We start from the raw sequence: 18,151 nt of genomic DNA, 5'->3' as shown, positions 1-18,151 counted from the left end.
AGGTCATACCCTCATCTAAGCTTTTCAGGACTTGTTTGCGATAATCTAGGGAGTAAGTCATGGTCATTTATAGTAATAATCGTTTAGTTGACTCATTCTATAACATTTTTGAAGTCAGGTGACTATAGTACGAGTACGACTAAGAGCACAGTAGAGAACAATCATCTTAATACAGCCGTAAGCGTATTAGAAAAATCAATTACCGCAACAGATATGAGCGACAGTGATTTCAATAAGTTAACCCACACCATACAACCAAACTTTTCAAATAAGCCGCTGCCACAATCCGACTTAACCTTGGCAGATAAGAATAAACGCTCCGATTGTGGTTTTGATATGCGCGTGGCTTATAAAGCAAAGCAGCTTACTTAAAGGGAGCTGTTAATCTAATACCATTGCTGATATCAACATTCATTTTTTATATGTTACTTACTGCTCTGATCAAACGGGTGCGCCTCCCAAGTAGGGAATTGGAATTTAGCTGTAGGCTAATTAATTAATTAAATAAATGATTAGGATTGTTGAGACAGCCTCAGTATATCTCGTTAAGTACCTACGTTAAACGATTATAGAGAGATGATGACTATGACTAACCAGAATGAATGGGGCGAAAAATATAAAAGTATCGCTCAAGTTATTGATGAATTAAAAACTTTTGAAGATCAAGAGCTGATAGTTATGGTTTCAAGCGACGGTGGGGAGACGTTGAGGCCTGTTAAGCTACTTGGCAAAGAATTTGATAAAGATAATAAAGCTTATTGCATCCTGTTTATTTAAGTGTTTTAACCCTCATTAAGCCAATCTTTTATTAAATGCTCAATAAGCGGTAGAGATTCATGTGGATGCCTATAATAAATATTAAGTACTTCAACACTGCCTGACCCTTCATCGCCAAAATTACTGAGCCAGTAATCCATGAGATCCTTTTGACTTGGATCATAAGTAAGTTTCATGGCTTTATTATTAGTTGGATTAATAAAGCTCACGGTATCGTCAGTATAAGTATAAGTATAAGTATAAGTATAAGTATAAGTATAAGTATCTAGCAATGTACCGTCCGCCCCATGTTTATTAAAGTAGCTCTCCCAGCTGTCGGTTACGCATGTCTTTTTTATGGATTCCCATGTTGCTAATGAATAAACATATTTTATGACCTGCTCTGATTTGCACAGTTAATAATGGCTTTTAACAAAGGTTTTTGATAATAGCCTTTTAAACTATCAAGGTTTATTGACTTGACCCAAGAACAGTATCGTCCCTGTTGCGTTATCCTTAATCACAAATATAAACGGATGATCGGCAGTGAACTCAATACGGTTGGTAGAGTAGCCAAGCGACATAGGTACAATAATGACGCCTGTCGCTGCCGCAGCTTTAGTCCCTGTTTCATCCACTTCAATCACTGCTTGATGTACCGTCGCATCGACTTTTATCGCTATTTGATCACTAAACAGACTAAAATCCGCCTGACTACTAAAAGCTATAGGCATGCCCATTTTAGATAATAATGGCGTCATCTCATAGCTTTGTTGCAGTTTGAATTTCGGTAAATCTACTATTACCTCACGTTTTACTAGGCTTTTATTCCACTGCTCAATCTGGTTTGTACTAAGACTCTCGCTTAGACTCTGCATCGCTGCTTGATCTTTGGCTTTGGGCAGTATTACCATCATGGAGAGCGCTTCGCCTTTATAAGGCAATTTGATTATCTGTGCGTGCTCATCTTCCGTATAAGCAAAATCAGCCTTATTATGCATCATATCTATAGTGACAGTGTTGCCATCAAATAAGCTAAATAGCTTCTTTTCGCTGGGGTTAAATGGCGTCTGCCAGTCTCCTTTAAAGTAAACAGCATTGGTCAATACAGTAGTCGTATTAGCACTGATACTACTTGGCGACATTAAAGCTGGGATCATCTGCTGGGTATAATCAGCAATAGTTGCGTTGATCTTTAAGCGCGCAGCTTCAGGACTGTTTTTAAAGTCAAGGTTGGTGACTTGACTGCCATAATAGTGGGCGAGCGTATCTAAGTAGCTTTTATTAGGCTTTAGCCCTTGCGCTATCCATATATCATTAGCGCTGACAAACTTATAATCCGGATTAGGCTTATTAAATTGCTGATATAGCGCTGCACTGTTGGCATTGAGAGTCGCTACCTTTGGATAATAAAAAACCTGCTCAATCTGCTGTTTAGTCTCACCTTGCGCGGCGTTATAGAGCATGGCCATCGCTGACGATAAGCTATAAGGTGAAAAGAAGAGGTTTTTATTATTTTGATCGGCTTGAGCGTTTAGCTGTTGATACAGCGCAATGGCGAATTGATTGTTGGCGGTGACAACTTGGTTGAGGCCTTTAGGAGTTGCAACAGAATCATCAGTAAGCACCGGTTGGATGGCATCTTGCTGCGCAGCTGACTTAGATGGGTCAGTACCTGCTTTGAGCACCTTGGCAGTATCAGCTGGACTGGTTGATACATAAGTACTATTACAGCCACTTATAGCCACAACTAAGCTACTAAGAGCCAAGCTTCGGTATAAGATTTTAGATAGCATTTTTGGGGAAGGTATTAAATGATTGAAGGTCATAATATAGTCGCTAATAAGGTAAAAGTTATGCTAATAAGCTCAAGGTTATATAGGTTTATAGTCAAGCAACCACAGAGTAAATCTATCAAACAACTATTCGATACAATAGATGAGATGAGTAGCTGGCTAAAAATGAGCAGGCTTTTAACAAGTTATAGTGAATCAATTTAGTAAATAAAGGCAACCAGCTACTAACACTAGCATTAGCTAATAAGGCTATTATTAACAATAATCATCAGTAAAATTATCGACATTAACAGGAGTTGTTATGACCAATTCAAAAAGCCAAGCATCACTACCATCAACACCACCATTAAAAATAGACATCGTATCAGATGTGGTTTGTCCTTGGTGCGTTATCGGCTATCGACAGTTAGCGCAAGCCTTAGAGTCGACTAATACGGCTTACGAGATTCACTGGCATCCGTTCGAGCTTAATCCTAATCTAGCCGGTGAAGGTCAAAATCTACGCGAGCATGTGGCCGAAAAATATGGCGTAAGTGATGAAGAGTCACAGCAAAGTAGAGATAGGATGCAAGCAGCGGGCAGCGAGGTTGGCTTTAGTTTTAACTTTAATGATGATAGTCGGATATATAATACTTTTAACTTGCATCAACTTCTACATTGGGGCAAGCAACAAAATAAGATGCATGAGTTAAAGCAAGCTTTATTCACTGCGCACTTTACCAATAACCGCGATATTTCTACCGTTGAGGTATTGGCGGATATAGCTGGCGAAGTTGGCTTGGATCGAGCTACAGCAGTAGCCGTGTTAGCAGATCAACGTTTTGCTGATGATGTGCGCAAGTCTGAGCAGTGGTCACAGCAACAAGGTATTCAAAGTGTACCAGCAGTGATTTTTAATGACCGTCATCTGATCGCTGGTGCACAAGGGGTAGAAAACTATAAAATTATCTTAAAGCAGCTGGCTGAGATGGCTGAATAAACCGCTTTTTTAGTGCTACGTAAGTTAAAACTTTAAGCCTAAGCAGGTTTCACCTCAAGTATTACTTCGCTTGAGGTTTTATGTGAACAGCCGTTTATAGAATTCGCTAGTTATTAGTGCTATAAACTGTATTATTAAGCTCATATAGCATTTTTATGAGCCAAGCTTTATAGATAAGGAAGTCGTTGATGATGGGAATTGAGTTTTATACTAATGGGCATATTATTAGTGAAGCTGATAGCATGCGCCAAAAGCTTGGGGAGTTAGCTAAGCAATACGCTGCTAGCTGCGCCATTATCGTCACTGATGCTGGTATCACTCAACTGGGCTATGTTGCTATCGCTCAGCAAGCGCTACAAGCATCAGGGATAAAAGTGGTTATTTTCGACAGCGTGGTAGCCGATCCACCAACTGAAGTGGTCAACGATGCCATGGCACTGGCAAGAGCCAATAACTGCGACTTAGTCATTGGCTTAGGTGGTGGCAGCTCTATTGATACCGCTAAGATAGTCGCTCTACATGCTAATGACTTTGAGTGCATAAACGATATCTTAGATGTGGATCTAAGTCACTTTAAAAAAACAGCGCTTTTCGCTATACCTACTACTGCAGGAACGGGTGCGGAAGCTACCTTTGTATCGGTTATTACTAGTAAGGATGGCAGCAAAAAAGCCATTTATACCCCAAAGATTATTCCCGATGTCGCTATTTTGGATGCGACACTGACCCTAAAGTTACCTCGTCATATCACGGCAGCAACGGCACTTGATGCTATGGTTCATTGCATTGAGGCTTATACTAGCCGTAGCAAAAAGAATGTTATCTCAGATGCATTAGCCCTAAAAGGACTACAAATGCTATGGCATAACTTTGACACTGTACTCAATCAAGGCGATAACCTCGAGGCTCGTGCTGAAATGCTGCTAGGCTCCACTTTAGCCGGCATGGCCTTTGTCAACTCTTCAGTAGCTGCTGTGCATGGCCTCTCTTATCCTTTGAGTATTAACTTTCATATTCCACATGGTCATGCTAATGCGTTAGTTATGTGCGGAGTGTTTAGCTTTAATTTATCAGCTGCTGCTCCTTTATATGCTGAGCTCGCCCGTGCGGTTATGCCTATCCAAACCGCTGCCATGAATGATTCAGATGCGGCAAGAGAGCTTATAGTTCAGTTAAAACGCTTCTTAGAAACTAGTGGACTCAAGTACCGCTTAACTGAGTTAGCTATCACTAAAAATGACATTCCAGCGCTGGCTGATATCGTTATCAATACCTACGCTCGGCTTATTGCTACTAATCCTAAGGACATGACTTTAGAACAAGTCACAGCAATATATGAGGAGATTCTCTGATAGTTGCTCATAAGTACTTAGTAAAGTACTTATAATTACTGCTAGCCACGGCTAGTTTTTAACTCGTTTTGTCTATTAATCAAGGAAGATAAAGATGTCAAAATATTCATTAGAAGTTGTTGTTGATGGTTTTCACTATCTAGAAGGACCACGCTGGCACAAAGGTGCCTTATGGTTCGTAGATTTTTATACTCAAGGAGTGTATCGGGTCAATGATGAGGGAGTAGCAGAAAAGAAAGTTCATATTGAGCAGCAACCTTCGGGTTTAGGCTGGTTACCTGATGGCCGGATGCTGATTGTATCGATGAAAGATCGTAAAGTTATGCGCTTAGAGGATAATGGTGAGTTAGTGGTGCACGCTGATATCTGGCAGCATTGTGCAGGCCACGCCAATGATATGGTGGTAGCGCCTAATGGGGATGCTTATGTCGGCAACTTTGGTTTTGACTTAATGGGTGGCGCTGATTATAAAAGTGCCGGCCTAGTGCTTATAAAACCTGATGGTAGCTCACAGCTAGTAGCAGAGGGCTTAGCTTTTGCAAATGGTATGGTAATCTCTGCTGATCAAAAAACCTTAATCGTTAACGAGCTGTTCGGGAATAAAATATCGCAGTTTACTATTAATGAAGATGGCACCTTGGGAGACAAGCGCGATTTTGCCAGCTTTGGCGAGTTGGGAGATGAGCCTAATCTTGGAGTGCGTATAGGCAATGCCAAAATACTACCAGATGGCTTAGCGTTAGATGCTGAGGGAGCAGTATGGATTGCAGACACTCTAAATCAGCGTGCAGTACGTATAGCTGAAGGCGGAGAAATACTAGAGACTATCGATACTGCACCTGAAGGTGTGTTTGCGGTTGCTCTTGGTGGAGCAGAGGGCAATACCTTGTTTATGTGTGCAGCCCCTGACTGGGATGAAGCGGCACGTAAAGCGGAAACTAAAGGGCGTATGCTAGCAGTCAGGGTTGAGGTGGGTCATGCTGGCACGCCTTAATTTAATTTAAAGCTGCTTTACTTTGTATGTGGTTTGCAACAAAGCGTTTAAAACCCCTAACAATAAAAGCCTTTATTAACAAATTGTTAGCTGGCAAATAAGCTGAATTAAGGCTATAGATCGAAAGTTGCAATATAGTTTATTTAATGCGAAGATTGCTATATTATTACAAAGTATATTTAATTTAGCTTATCTTATTGTATAAGACCAACACTATTCAAGGATGAATTCAATGTCTAATACCCTGTTTAACACTATAAAGTCGCCACTATTACTATCTGCCATATTAGGGGCTAGTTTAACCATTAGTGCCTGTTCCTCTCCAAGTTCAGAAACTGCGGCAACAGATGACACAACAGCAAAGACAACAGACGCTGCGGTATCTGCAGATAAGCTTGAGACTAAGTTTGTTACTATAGCAACAGGCGGTGCATCAGGGCCTTATAATATTATCGGCACCGCACTATCAGAGATTTATGCTAAAACTTTTGGGGTTAACTCCAAAACTCAAACCACAGGTGCATCAGTAGAAAACGTTAACTTGTTGACCCAAAGTAAGGTCGATATGGTACTAGCGCTGAGCGACGTAGTCACTGATGCGATTGAAGGCACCAATAACTTTGAAGCACCGATCACTAACATTCAACAGATTGCCGTATTGTATCCCAACGTTGTTCAGCTAGTGACCTCTGAAGGCTCTGGCATTAAAAATATCGAAGATTTGCGTGGTAAGCGTATTGCCGTTGGTGACCAAGGTTCTGGAACCGAAGTTAATGCTAGAACTCTGCTAGAGGGTTTTGGCATGACTTATGATGATGTTAAAGTCGATTATTTAGGCTTCGCTGACGCTGCTGATGCGATGAAATCAGGTAAAATTGAGGCCGCTTTTATTAGTAGTGGCTTACCAAACTCATCAATACTAGAGTTGGAACAAGGAATAAAACTGCAAATAGTCGCTATCGATCAAGCTAAGCTAAGCGAAATTATCAAAACTAAGCCTTATTTCAAAACCTTTGAGATTCCTGCAGGTACTTATGGCAATGAAAAGGCCATACCAACCGCTGCTATTATGAATGCTTTATTGGTGCGTGCTGATTTATCTGAAGACGACGGTTACAAATTAACTAAAGCCATATTTGATAATTTAGAAGGTCTAAAAACAGCTCACCAAGCGGCTAATGATATCAGCTTAAAAACAGCTAGTGAGGGCATGGTAGCCCCTATGCATCCTGGAGCTAAAAAGTACTATGACGAGCAAGCCGCGAAATAAACCTTCATGGCTAGGACTATATTTATGGTCGGGCGCAGCATTGATTGCTGCGCTAGTTGTTTTTGCTCTATGCGCTATAGTGGATCGTCAGAATGTCATTGAAGTGCGAGTTAATAGTAGTGATAGAGAGGGTAAAGTCGCCAATACTGAACTAACCTGTTATTTCGTTGAACCTAACTTTCAACTGCGTTGGATTCATTCAGTAGAGAAGCAGTGGTGGGAGGAGCAGTATATCCGTAAGAGTGAGGGGTTACTGTTGACTACTACTTATTTTCAAGCTTTTGGGGCCGGCACCCCATCGACCGAAGTGCTCGCTAAAGTACAAAAACCTGGCTATATAGGCTATCAAATTAATCAAAAACTACCCGCTCTAAATTGGGTAGTATCACGGCTGACTCAAGGTGAGATTGACTACGGTGGTAACCGAATTCTAATCCACAAGTTAGTGCCGGACTATTCTGAAGTGACTATCACTCCAAGAGCTTATAATCTAATAGATAGATGGAAAAAGGACTTATGTCATGACCTCCCACGTGAAGGATCACAATAGCGGGTTTTCTTTAGCTAACCATGATGCTAACTTAGCGCATCAATCTACTAGTCATATAGATACTGGGGTTAATACTGATATTGATGTGGTTAACGATGTCAATAATGATGTTGATCCTAGTGTCACGCAAGCGATACTAGAAAAATACGATCGCGAATCAATTACCCGCCATATCACTCATGGCCCTGTAAAATACTTTATTGCTATCCTTTGTATTTTATATTCTATTTTTCACTTATATATCACCTTTAATCCGATGCCAGCATTGCTGCAACGCTCTGTGCACGTAGGAGTTGGTTTTGCACTGATTTTCCTTATCTTTCCAGCTAGTAAAACCAGTAGCCGCAAAAAAGTTGCTTGGTACGACTGGATTTGGTTTGTGCTATCGCTATCAGGGATGGCTTATTTGATATATGAGTATCAAAGTATTGTGACCTCACGTGGCGGTATTGCCAATCAGGTCGATGTTATCTTCTCCATTATTACCGTTATTTGCGTGCTTGAGGGTAGTCGGCGGATTACTGGTTGGATTCTGCCAATATTGGCTTGTATATTTTTGCTATATCCTTTTATTAGTCACTTAGACTTTATGCCGAATCGACTACTCACTAGGCCTTATGATTTTGGCGATATTTTTGGTCAGTTATTTTTAAAGACCGAAGGGTTATATTCTGTAGCTATTGGGGCGTCAGTTACGTTTATCTTTTTGTTTATTTTGTTTGGCGCATTTTTAGCACGCTCTGGTATGGGTCAGTTATTTAATGACTTAGCATTGGCGCTGGCAGGTGATAAAAAGGGTGGTCCAGCCAAGGTTGCGGTCATATCCAGTGGCTTTATGGGCAGTATCAACGGTTCAGCCTTATCGAACGTGGTCAGTACTGGCGCTTTCACTATTCCGCTAATGAAAAAAGTAGGTTATCACAAAGACTTTGCAGGAGCAGTAGAAGCTAGTGCCTCAGTCGGTGGGCAGATATTGCCACCTATTATGGGTGCCAGTGCTTTTATTATGGCAGAGACGACGGGGCTACCTTATAGCACTATCGCCTTGGCCGCACTATTGCCAGCGATACTTTATTATTTAGGTGTGATCGCGCAAGTACATTTTCGTGCTGGGCGTCGCGACCTAAAAGGGATCGCTAAAGAGAGTTTACCGCGAGTAAAAGAAGTACTAAAAGCGCGTGGCCACATGCTACTACCCATAGTATTTTTGATATTTTTATTAATAAAAAATGTCCCAGTAGGCTATGCTGCTGCTTATACTATTGGCTTTACAGTGGTAGTAAGTATGCTGCGCAAAGAGACCCGTATGGGGTTCAAAGATATTCTAGGCGCTCTTGAGGATGGGGCACGCCAGTCATTAGCAGTGATGGCCGCTTGTGCAGTAGTAGGCATTATTATCGGAGTGGTTAGTTTGACCAGCTTTGGTACGGTAATGACCTCCTCTATTGTCACTTTAGGTGCAGGGTCCTTGTTCCTTACTCTGGTATTGACCATGCTAGCATCTATGGTCTTAGGCATGGGGCTACCTTCTATTCCAGCTTATATTATTACTGCTACGATGGCAGCACCGGCATTAGCAGGCTTTAATATTCCTATTTTATCAGCGCATATGTTCGTATTTTACTTTGGTATCTTTGCTAATATTACACCACCAGTGTGCCTTGCTGCCTTTGCCGGCGCAGGTATCTCAGGTGGTGATCCAATGAGAACAGGATTCTTATCATTGAAGCTGGCATTAGCTGGATTCATCATACCCTTTATGTTTATCTATAGCCCTGCTATGTTAATGATAGATCCGACTGGGCTTGCAGTAACAGCGAAAGATTTTCCGCTGCCGTCTATCGTGAGTATAGTAACTATAGTAGTGACTTCAATCATTGGGGTCTTGGCCCTTAGCGCAGCTTTAGAAGGCTATTTCAAAAGTGATATGAATCTGATAGTGCGCTGTATTTTAGCAGCTGGAGCATTATTACTGATTTATCCTGGTCTTATAACTAGTGTAATAGGCGCTGTAATAATAGTCGCTATAGCGGTATTGAATACCAAGGCTAGCAAGTCGCTATCTACCCCTTCTACTGCTTAGTATTGAATGCGCAGCGTTCATAGTTAAGCGCTTATAGCTAAGCGTTCATAGTTAGGCGCTTATCGACAGTCCCATTATAAAAAAAGGTCACTTCATTTGAGGTGACCTTTTTTGTTAGCTATTTTTAGTAACTGGCTTTTAGTTACTCTGCTATATAAACCTTTAGCCAGCGCCTTTATTAGCATAGCCTGACTTTGCACAAAGCCATTATATTTAGCTAAATAATCATCTGTATTTTCGACACGGCTAATATTTAGTAGCAGTTCCCAACGGCAAAATTTGGTTCTTATTAGGTTTAAATCACTGATATCTGACTTTAGTAAAACCGTTACATCGTTATAAGCTTGACCAGTGAACTTTTGGCAGCTAGTACAGTTGCAAATAGTACAGTGGCAAATGAAGCGCTCAAAGGGCTGGTCATGGATAGTATAAGGCAGGACTAGGATATGGTTTAAAGAGTCAGCAGTTTACAGAATTATTAGGTTACAAAATAAATAAGTTATAAAGTCAGTGCTTTATTTGAGAAGAAATTGTTTTTAAAAATAGCAGTCTAAGGGTACGTTTAATCATTCACTAAGTCACCTTAAAGATTATCAGGGATTAAGACTGTGAGTAGTTCAGATTGTCAGTGGTTAAAGTTGTCAGCGATGAAAATATTAGGCTGATCAGCCGATGGTCAGCATTGCAATAAGCAAGTTGCATGACGGTTATCTGTGCTAGTAATTTTAAGATCATAGCAGGGTCATTTGTCCCTATTTTAACTAGATTGGAAATATGGTTTAGCCCAGACGAGAGTAGCGGTATCTAGGTCAGTTAGCCGCGTTGCAGCGCCTCAGTTTGTGGCGGCATCGTGGCAGTAGAAAAGTCATCAGCTGATAGCGGCTGCCGCTGCCGCTCACCATAATAAAAGTAGCTGGCTGGAGTGGCTGCTGTATAGGCGTTAACCATCTAAAATCAGAGTGACAATAAGGGTCATGGTGACGGTTTTAGTGTTTGCTAGTGTGGTTTATCCGTCTAGTTAATTGAGACGTCTTATCCTAGCTGACTAACAACCCCTTAAATAATACTAAGTTTAAGCTAATCTGCCCGAGCAAAGTGTTTGACTGTGTGTTTGTAGACATTGTGTAAATGTTGCTGTAGTGTAAATAAGAAATAATTATTTTTTTTGAGATGGTTAGGTTAGAAAATGGCGTATTTGTAAGCTATAGCTCGCCTGTTTAACGGTATTTAACCATCAGCTCAGCGTCAACGGATAATCACTGTATCCCAAGACTAGCTAACTATATTGCAACAATTGATATTTAATGAAAGTTAATTTTTAACAGTGTCATGGATGACACTTGGCTTATTAGAGGAAACACATGGACGTTTTACAACTGCTCATTAGCGGTACAGCTAACGGCTGCATATACGGGCTGTTGGCGCTAGGTTTTGTATTAATTTACAAAGCGTCAGAAGCAGTCAACTTTGCTCAGGGCGATATGTTAATGTTTGGGGCGATGTTGGGCATCACGTTTATTAACGCCGATGAAGCCAATCTGCCCTTTTTAGTGGGGTTAACCTTAGCCGCCATTTTAATGGGATTATTTGGTTATCTATTAGACCGTTTTGTACTACGAGGTATTTTTGGCCAACCCCAATTTGCGATGGTTATTCTGACCATCGCTTTAGGCTTTTTAATTCGTTTTGTCGCTGGCGTGATCTGGGGACACAATCCCATTTATCTTGAAACCCCCTTCACTGGCAAAATGTTGCCATTGGGCACTATCAACGTGCCTATCATTGATGTGGTGATTATCTTTGCCACTACCTTGTTAACCGCCATGATCTATTTTTTCTTTGCGCATACTCGTCTCGGGATTGCGATGCAAGCTAGTAGTCAAAATCAGATGGCGGCCTATTATATGGGCATTTCGGTAAAGCGGGTGAATGGCATAGTCTGGGCTTTATCAGGCGTGGTTGCGGCAATCGCTGGGATATTATTTGCCGCCAAGGGAGCGGTAGAACCGTCGGTTGGGCTGTTATTCGGCATTAAGGCATTTTCGGCAGCCGTTATTGGGGGCTTAGGATCGTTGCCGGGTGCCTTAGTAGGTGGCTTGTTGATTGGCATTATCGAACCATTTGCCTCACGTTATTTACCGTCAGGTACCGGGCAACTGGCCCCGTATGTATTGATGCTAATCATATTAATTTTGCGTCCTGGCGGTATCTTTTCGCAAGTCAAACAGAAAAAAGTATAGCCACATTAATTGAGGTACGTCGCATCTGCGCTGATTGATAGAGAGAGAACATTTAGATCACATTTATATTTAGATAATGCTTATTTATATAAGTACCAAGTATATAAGTACCAAGCATTAAGGATATAGAGATCAAGGACGAGGCCGCATCATGAAAACCATATTTAAACGTAGCTACGATCAGGATATCAACCTGTTTAAAGACCGATCGCATTTGATCAAATATGCGTTATTACTACTTTTATTGTTAGCCGCCCCATGGCTATTGGCCAGTTACTATTTAAATGAGCTAAGTGCGGTCTTAATCTGGTCGGTAGCAGGGCTAGGTTTGATGCTGTTAACTGGCCATACCGGACAGGTTAGTTTGGGTCATGCGGCGTTTATGGCCATTGGTGCATTTACCAACTTAGCCTTGATGCTACGAGGTTGTAACTTTTTCTTGGCCCTAGCAGCTAGTGCCATTATCACAGGATTGATAGGGGCTATTATCTCTCGGCCGATTCTGCGCACCAGCGGCATTTACCTGTCGATCGCCACCTTGGTGTTAAGTATCATCATCGAGGATGTGGCGATCTTGGCCGAGCCGATTACAGGGGGCGTAGCGGGTCTAACAGCAGCGCCTATCTTTATCTTTGGCTATCAAGTTGACCGCTATGTTGCCCCAACAGCGTTCTATTTTTTGTGTTTGGCTATTTTAATTCTAGTGATTGTCGCTTACTTAAATATTTTACGCTCGTCGACGGGTAGGGCGTTTGTCGCCATCCGTGATAGCGAGGTATCAGCACGGGCGTTGGGTATTAATGTGACCCGTTTTAAAACGCTAGCCTTTGGATTGTCCTGTGCCATTACAGGGATGGCCGGGGCATTATACGCCCACTTTGTCCAAGCAGTTAACTATGAAAGTTTTTTAGTTTTGATATCGATTACTTTGTTATTACAGGTAGTGGTTGGGGGCTTAGGCTCGATTCACGGGGCGATCTTAGGGGCGATTGTAGTGGTATTGCTACCGCAAGTGATTGCCATCGGTGGCGACTTTATGAGTCAAAATATGGGTATCTCGATCGCCAATTATCCGGGTATCGATACCGCCTTATTTGCCTTGGTTATTGTCATTATGATTATTTATGAGCCGCGTGGATTGTATGGTATGTGGGTTAAGGTACGCACTTGGTTAGAGCTGTTTCCACTGTATCGTAAGGGTATGTTCCGTCGCTCGAAGACCTATCTGAAAACGGAGCGGATGCAATGAGCTTATTACAAGTAGAGTCGCTGTCTATCGCTTTTGGTGGCGTCAAGGCGGTCGACCAAGTCAGTTTTACAGTAGAAGAGGGCGAGGTATTTACCATTGTCGGGCCCAATGGGGCAGGCAAGTCGACTATTTTTAATCTGATCAGTCGTTTGTATGAAGCCGATTCGGGCACGATTCATTTTGATGGTCATGACCTGACCCATGCACCGGCCCATGATATTGCCAAACATGGCATTGCACGCACTTTTCAAAACATTGAACTGTTTGATCACTCGACTGTGCTACAAAACTTGCTGATTGGTCGTAGTTGCAAACGCACCACCCATTGGCTGCAAGAGTTGTTGTTTTTACCTAGTGTGCGGCAAAGCGAACGGGAACATCGCCGCAAAGTAGAGGCGGTGATTGATTTTTTAGATTTGGCCCCTTATCGAGATAAGCTGATCGCAGCCTTGCCTTACGGTATTCGTAAAGTGGTCGAAATTGCCCGAGCCTTATCGTGCGAACCAAAACTAATTTTATTAGATGAACCGGCTTCTGGCCTGAGTGTGGAGGAGACCGCCGATATGGCATGGTGGATCGAAGACATGCAAAAAGACTTAGGTCTAACAATTTTGATGGTCGAGCATGACATGAGCTTGGTGAACAGGGTATCCAATCGGGTATTGGCTGTTGCCGAGGGCAAGTCATTGGCAATGGGTACGCCAGCTGAGGTGCAATCTAACCCTGCTGTGATCGAGGCCTATCTAGGCAAGGAAGCCGTATGACGACGACACTGTTAGAACGCACAAAGAAAAACGATTCAGCTGGTTCAGCTGCGTCTAATCCCGATAATTTGCTAGAACTGCATAACTTAGAAGCATTTTATGGGCCAGTCATGGCCCTGCGGGGCGTCTCCATCGAGGTGCCTAAAGGCAAAATCGTCACAATTTTAGGCGCAAATGGGGCGGGAAAAACCACCTTAATGAAGACTATCTCTGGGGCACTAAAACCCCGCAAAGGCGAGATATGGCTACGTGGCAACCGCATTGATGGCATTGAAGCCGATAGATTAGTGCGACAGGGATTGGCACATGTACCCGAAGGCCGAGAGGTGTTTCCCTTTTTAACTATCGCTGAAAACCTCGCAATGGGGGCTTATATCCGCAAAGATAAAGCAGAGATTGCCCGTGATATCGAGATGGTTTATACCTATTTTCCTATTTTAAAAGAACGCCGTAATCAGAGTGCGGGCACCATGTCAGGCGGGCAACAACAGATGCTGGCAATTGGACGAGGATTGATGTCTCGTCCTGATCTTATGTTGCTAGACGAGCCATCACTTGGATTATCGCCCCTATTGGTACAAGAGATCTTTGCGATTATTCGCAGACTAAATATCGAGCAGGGCGTTACTATTTTACTGGTCGAACAGAATGCCCGTATAGCCTTAGGTGCTGCCGACTATGGTTATGTGCTTGAAACTGGCCGCATTGTGATGGCTGACTCGGCAGCTAACCTCATTGAATCAGAGGATATTAAAGAGTTTTATTTGGGCCAGTCTGATAAAAAAACTGAAGCGCCGATGCGTTGGAAGCGCAAAAAGACATGGCGTTAAAACCGATAAAAGACAGCCGTATATGGCAAGTTTACCCAGCCTATGGACAGGCGATAGCAAGCGACAATCAGGTCAGTAAACCAAAGGTCAAGCAACGATGAATACCAATAATGCAACAAGGCCAACACCGAAGGCGGCCACACATTTTAATCCAACAGTAGACGTGCGCCAAGATCAACCTGTCGCTAATGCCAGCCATCAGGCAGCGCCGATCTTGATCGATGGCTGTGACACCTTAGTTAAGTTGTGGCGACAAAACTGCTTGAAGTGGGATAGCAAAATTGCCCACCGTGAAAAACAGCTGGGTATCTGGCAAAGCTATAGCTGGCTAGATTATTATCAGCGAGCGCAAGATATCGCCATGGGGCTGGTAGAGCTGGGCTGTCAAGAGGGCGATACCGTATCGATCCTAAGCGAAGATAATAAAGAATGGCTATATTGTGACATGGCCATTAATGGCATTGGAGCGATTGCCAATGGCATCTATACCACAGACAGTGCCAGCCAACTGGTCTACTTACTAAGTGACAGTCAATCGCGCTTTTTAATTGTCGAAAATGATGAGCAATTGCACAAGTTTTTGTCAGTGCGCCAGCAACTGCCTCATATAGCGAAGGTCATTGTTTTTGATAAAAAAGGCCTGCGTGATTTGGTCGATGATGACATCCTATTTTTAGATGATTTGTATACGCTAGGCATGGCAGCACCAGACGCAGCCACCCGTTTTGCTGCTGCCATTGCAGCCACCCAACCTGAAGACATACGCACCCTGATCTATACCTCTGGTACCACTGGTAACCCAAAAGGGGCCATGATTACCCAGCGCAATATATTGGCCCAACTGCAAAACCTACAGCCGGTACTAGACGTCCATTCTGATGATGAACAACTGTGTTTTTTGCCCTTGTGTCATATGTTAGAACGTTTGGTGTCAGTCGATATGCCTATTCATCATGGCTGCTATGTTAATTTTGCCGAAAGCATAGAAACCGTGTTTGATAATCTATGTGAGATTTCGCCGGATACCTTTACTGCCGTACCTCGATTTTGGGAAAAGATCTATGCCAGCGTAATTAACTTGCGGGCTGATGCAGGCGGTTTTAGCCAATGGATGTTTGATCAAGCCATTATCAGTGGTCATGCCAATAACAATAGTCCCCGTCCCAGCCTGATTAACCGCCTACAGCTTAAATTTTGGGATCTGTTGGTACTGCGTAACCTGCGCAAGCTGATCGGTATGAACAATATCCGGCGGGCTTTGACTGGTGCTGCGCCTATATCGCCCGAGCTATTACAGTGGTATCAAGCGATCGGGGTCACCATTTATGAAGGCTATGGTATGACCGAAAGCGCTGGAGTGATCTCGGTCAATACGGGACAAGAGATGCGGGTGGGTAGTGTCGGAAAGCCAGTGCCCAATACCCGAGTGCGTATTGCCGATAATGGCGAAATCTTATGCCAAGCCGATAGCATATTTTTTGGTTATTTAAATCTACCCGAAAAAACCGCCGAAGATCTAAAGGATGGCTGGCTGCATACTGGTGACGTCGGCGAGTTACGTGATGGCTACCTGTATATTACAGGCCGTATTAAAGACATTATTATTACCGCTGGTGGCAAAAATATCACCCCAGCTGCCATCGAGAGCCAGCTAAAATTTTCTCCTTATATTGGTGATGTTGTAGTAATCGGCAACCAACGCAAATACCTGACTTGTTTGATCATGATTGATCAAGACAATGTCGAAAAATACGCCCAAAATCATCAAGTGATCTTTTCTGATTTTAAATCACTATGCCAAGCCCCTAAAGTGCTTAAGCTGATTGAACAGGTGGTTGACGATGTCAATAAACAGTTCGCCTCAGTCGAACAGATCAAATACTTTCGCTTAATTGATGTCTTGTTAGGAGCAGAAGACGAAGAACTGACCGCTACCATGAAACTTAAACGTAGTCTCGTCGAACAAAAGCATCACGCTTTAATCGACTCAATGTATTAATCGGCGTTTGCCATAGGAGCAACACATGAAACGGATTTTCACCCTGACCCTAGCCATGCTATTAGCAGGCTGTTCACAAAACCCGGTCGAAGGCGACCCTGCCAAGACAACGGAAGGCGATACAGCTACGACCAGCCTACCGGTTAATGGCGTCACCGATGACGAAGTCTTAATCGGCGGCATGCTAGATTTATCCGGTCCCTTTGCTGCTTTTTCTGTCCCTGCCGTCGCAGCTGCCAACCAGTATTTTGAAACAGTCAATGCAGCGGGTGGCGTTCACGGCCGCAAGATTAGATATATTGTCGAAGACCATGCCTACCAAGTTCCCAAGGCAGTCCAAGCAGCCAACAAATTGGTCACCCGCGACAAAGTCTTTGCCATGCTACTAAACGTCGGTACGGCCCACAACATGGCGGCTTTTCCGGTATTAGATAATAACGATGTTCCCAATGTGATTCCCTTAAGCTTGGCCATGCCAATGCAGACAGAAGGCGATTTCTCACGGCGCTTTACCATCGGCTCGACCTATTATCAAACCATGAAAGCAGGCATGAAATACATTATCGAAAAAGAAAATGTGACCAAATTGTGTACTATGTACTTTCCATCAGATTTTGGAGAAGAGACTCATCAAGCAGCCAAAGAGTTGGCCGCAGAGATCAACACACTAGAGCTGGTTGAAGTATCTACCCATCGCCCCGACGAAACCGACATGTCCGGTACCTTGGCAAAAATGCGTGAAGCCGATTGTGGATTGGTTGCCGTTGCTCTAACGGTTAGACCCAGTATTGGCGTCGTTGCCACTGCCAAATCAATGGGTTGGGATGAGGCGAAATTTATTGTTCCTATATCCAGCTTTCATTCGGCAGTATCCGGTGCGCCAGGCGGTATTACTGAAGGTCTCTATGCCGTCTCACTATGGGAAGATCTAGACATCTTAAAAGCCAATCCTAAGACAGCAGAATGGATTGCTAACTACAAAAAAGCCAATGGAGAAGAGCCAAATACAGGCGCAGCGATTGGTTATCTGGGTGCTAAAATATTAGTCGAAGGCTTGGAAGCTGCTGGCCCTACTCTTAATGCCGACTCGTTAGCCAAAGGCATCGAAACCGTTAATATCGATGATGATGTGATCAATGCCCATATCGGTATGAGCGCTGATAACCATGCTGCCGTAACGCAAGCCTATCTGTCGCAGGTTGTCGACAGTCAATGGCAAACCGTAGCAAAAATTATCGAGTAATCAATATTGAGGACCAGTTCGTCTACTGAACGGCTGATAATCCAGC

At 43.0% G+C, this 18,151-nt stretch carries 17 protein-coding genes; 14 read left to right on the top strand and 3 right to left on the bottom strand.

Annotation, left to right across the window (positions count from 1 at the left end; all coding sequences use genetic code 11):
* The first annotated feature begins 87 nt into the window (after positions 1–87).
* Both JMY09_RS06450 and JMY09_RS06445 read left to right on the top strand, forming a co-directional pair.
* The gene (locus JMY09_RS06450) at positions 88–372 is read left to right on the top strand and encodes a hypothetical protein (protein ID WP_201622769.1); all 285 of its coding nucleotides are present in this window, start codon (positions 88–90) and stop codon (positions 370–372) included.
* 213 nt (positions 373–585) lie between these two features.
* Positions 586–777 carry a hypothetical protein gene (locus JMY09_RS06445; protein ID WP_201622768.1) on the top strand — a complete coding sequence of 64 codons (192 nt, stop codon included), beginning with the start codon at positions 586–588 and terminating at the stop codon, positions 775–777.
* A gap of 5 nt (positions 778–782) precedes the next feature.
* Here JMY09_RS06445 and JMY09_RS06440 read toward each other — a convergent pair whose 3' ends face one another.
* On the bottom strand, positions 783–1,049 hold the full coding sequence (locus JMY09_RS06440; protein ID WP_201622767.1) for a hypothetical protein: 267 nt from the start codon (positions 1,047–1,049) through the stop codon (positions 783–785).
* A gap of 171 nt (positions 1,050–1,220) precedes the next feature.
* Positions 1,221–2,585, bottom strand: a complete 1,365-nt coding sequence (locus JMY09_RS06435) for a serpin family protein (protein ID WP_201622766.1) — start codon at positions 2,583–2,585, stop codon at positions 1,221–1,223.
* Between the two features lie 268 nt (positions 2,586–2,853).
* Here JMY09_RS06435 and JMY09_RS06430 point away from each other — a divergent pair, with 268 nt between their 5' ends.
* From JMY09_RS06430 to JMY09_RS06405, 6 genes are all read left to right on the top strand, one after another.
* Positions 2,854–3,531, top strand: a complete 678-nt coding sequence (locus tag JMY09_RS06430; protein ID WP_201622765.1) for a DsbA family oxidoreductase — start codon at positions 2,854–2,856, stop codon at positions 3,529–3,531.
* Positions 3,532–3,719: 188 nt separating this feature from the next.
* On the top strand, positions 3,720–4,883 hold the full coding sequence (locus tag JMY09_RS06425; RefSeq protein ID WP_201622764.1) for an iron-containing alcohol dehydrogenase: 1,164 nt from the start codon (positions 3,720–3,722) through the stop codon (positions 4,881–4,883).
* Between the two features lie 94 nt (positions 4,884–4,977).
* Positions 4,978–5,877: an SMP-30/gluconolactonase/LRE family protein gene (locus JMY09_RS06420; RefSeq protein WP_201622763.1), complete on the top strand. Its 900-nt coding sequence runs from the start codon at positions 4,978–4,980 to the stop codon at positions 5,875–5,877.
* A 232-nt stretch (positions 5,878–6,109) separates the two neighbouring features.
* Positions 6,110–7,147, top strand: a complete 1,038-nt coding sequence (locus JMY09_RS06415) for a TAXI family TRAP transporter solute-binding subunit (RefSeq protein ID WP_373416583.1) — start codon at positions 6,110–6,112, stop codon at positions 7,145–7,147.
* Positions 7,125–7,697, top strand: a complete 573-nt coding sequence (locus tag JMY09_RS06410; RefSeq protein ID WP_201622761.1) for a DUF1850 domain-containing protein — start codon at positions 7,125–7,127, stop codon at positions 7,695–7,697. The genes JMY09_RS06415 and JMY09_RS06410 overlap by 23 nt, the downstream gene beginning before the upstream one ends.
* Complete coding sequence (locus JMY09_RS06405; protein WP_227677199.1) at positions 7,669–9,780, top strand: TRAP transporter permease; 2,112 nt, start codon at positions 7,669–7,671, stop codon at positions 9,778–9,780. The genes JMY09_RS06410 and JMY09_RS06405 overlap by 29 nt, the downstream gene beginning before the upstream one ends.
* Before the next feature lie 813 nt (positions 9,781–10,593).
* On the opposite strand, the gene JMY09_RS14685 is transcribed toward JMY09_RS06405, so the two are convergent.
* Positions 10,594–10,728 carry a hypothetical protein gene (locus JMY09_RS14685; RefSeq protein ID WP_265088005.1) on the bottom strand — a complete coding sequence of 45 codons (135 nt, stop codon included), beginning with the start codon at positions 10,726–10,728 and terminating at the stop codon, positions 10,594–10,596.
* A 413-nt stretch (positions 10,729–11,141) separates the two neighbouring features.
* On the opposite strand from JMY09_RS14685, the gene JMY09_RS06400 reads away from it, so the two are divergent.
* From JMY09_RS06400 to JMY09_RS06375, 6 genes are all read left to right on the top strand, one after another.
* A complete protein-coding gene (locus JMY09_RS06400) occupies positions 11,142–12,020 on the top strand; it encodes a branched-chain amino acid ABC transporter permease (protein WP_201622760.1) in 879 nt (292 codons plus the stop codon).
* A 151-nt stretch (positions 12,021–12,171) separates the two neighbouring features.
* Complete coding sequence (locus JMY09_RS06395) at positions 12,172–13,269, top strand: branched-chain amino acid ABC transporter permease (protein ID WP_201622759.1); 1,098 nt, start codon at positions 12,172–12,174, stop codon at positions 13,267–13,269.
* The gene (locus JMY09_RS06390) at positions 13,266–14,033 is read left to right on the top strand and encodes an ABC transporter ATP-binding protein (RefSeq protein ID WP_201622758.1); all 768 of its coding nucleotides are present in this window, start codon (positions 13,266–13,268) and stop codon (positions 14,031–14,033) included. Before JMY09_RS06395 ends, JMY09_RS06390 begins: the two co-directional genes overlap by 4 nt.
* A complete protein-coding gene (locus tag JMY09_RS06385) occupies positions 14,030–14,863 on the top strand; it encodes an ABC transporter ATP-binding protein (RefSeq protein ID WP_201622757.1) in 834 nt (277 codons plus the stop codon). The genes JMY09_RS06390 and JMY09_RS06385 overlap by 4 nt, the downstream gene beginning before the upstream one ends.
* 97 nt (positions 14,864–14,960) lie before the next feature.
* Positions 14,961–16,862, top strand: a complete 1,902-nt coding sequence (locus JMY09_RS06380; RefSeq protein WP_201622756.1) for an AMP-dependent synthetase/ligase — start codon at positions 14,961–14,963, stop codon at positions 16,860–16,862.
* Positions 16,863–16,887: 25 nt separating this feature from the next.
* A complete protein-coding gene (locus tag JMY09_RS06375; RefSeq protein ID WP_201622755.1) occupies positions 16,888–18,105 on the top strand; it encodes an ABC transporter substrate-binding protein in 1,218 nt (405 codons plus the stop codon).
* Positions 18,106–18,151: the final 46 nt, after the last annotated feature.

The organism is Psychrobacter urativorans, assembly GCF_904846695.1.
GTDB classification, from domain to species: domain Bacteria; phylum Pseudomonadota; class Gammaproteobacteria; order Pseudomonadales; family Moraxellaceae; genus Psychrobacter; species Psychrobacter urativorans.
Note: the sequence above shows the minus strand (reverse complement) of the source record. Positions and strands in the feature narration are given on the sequence as shown.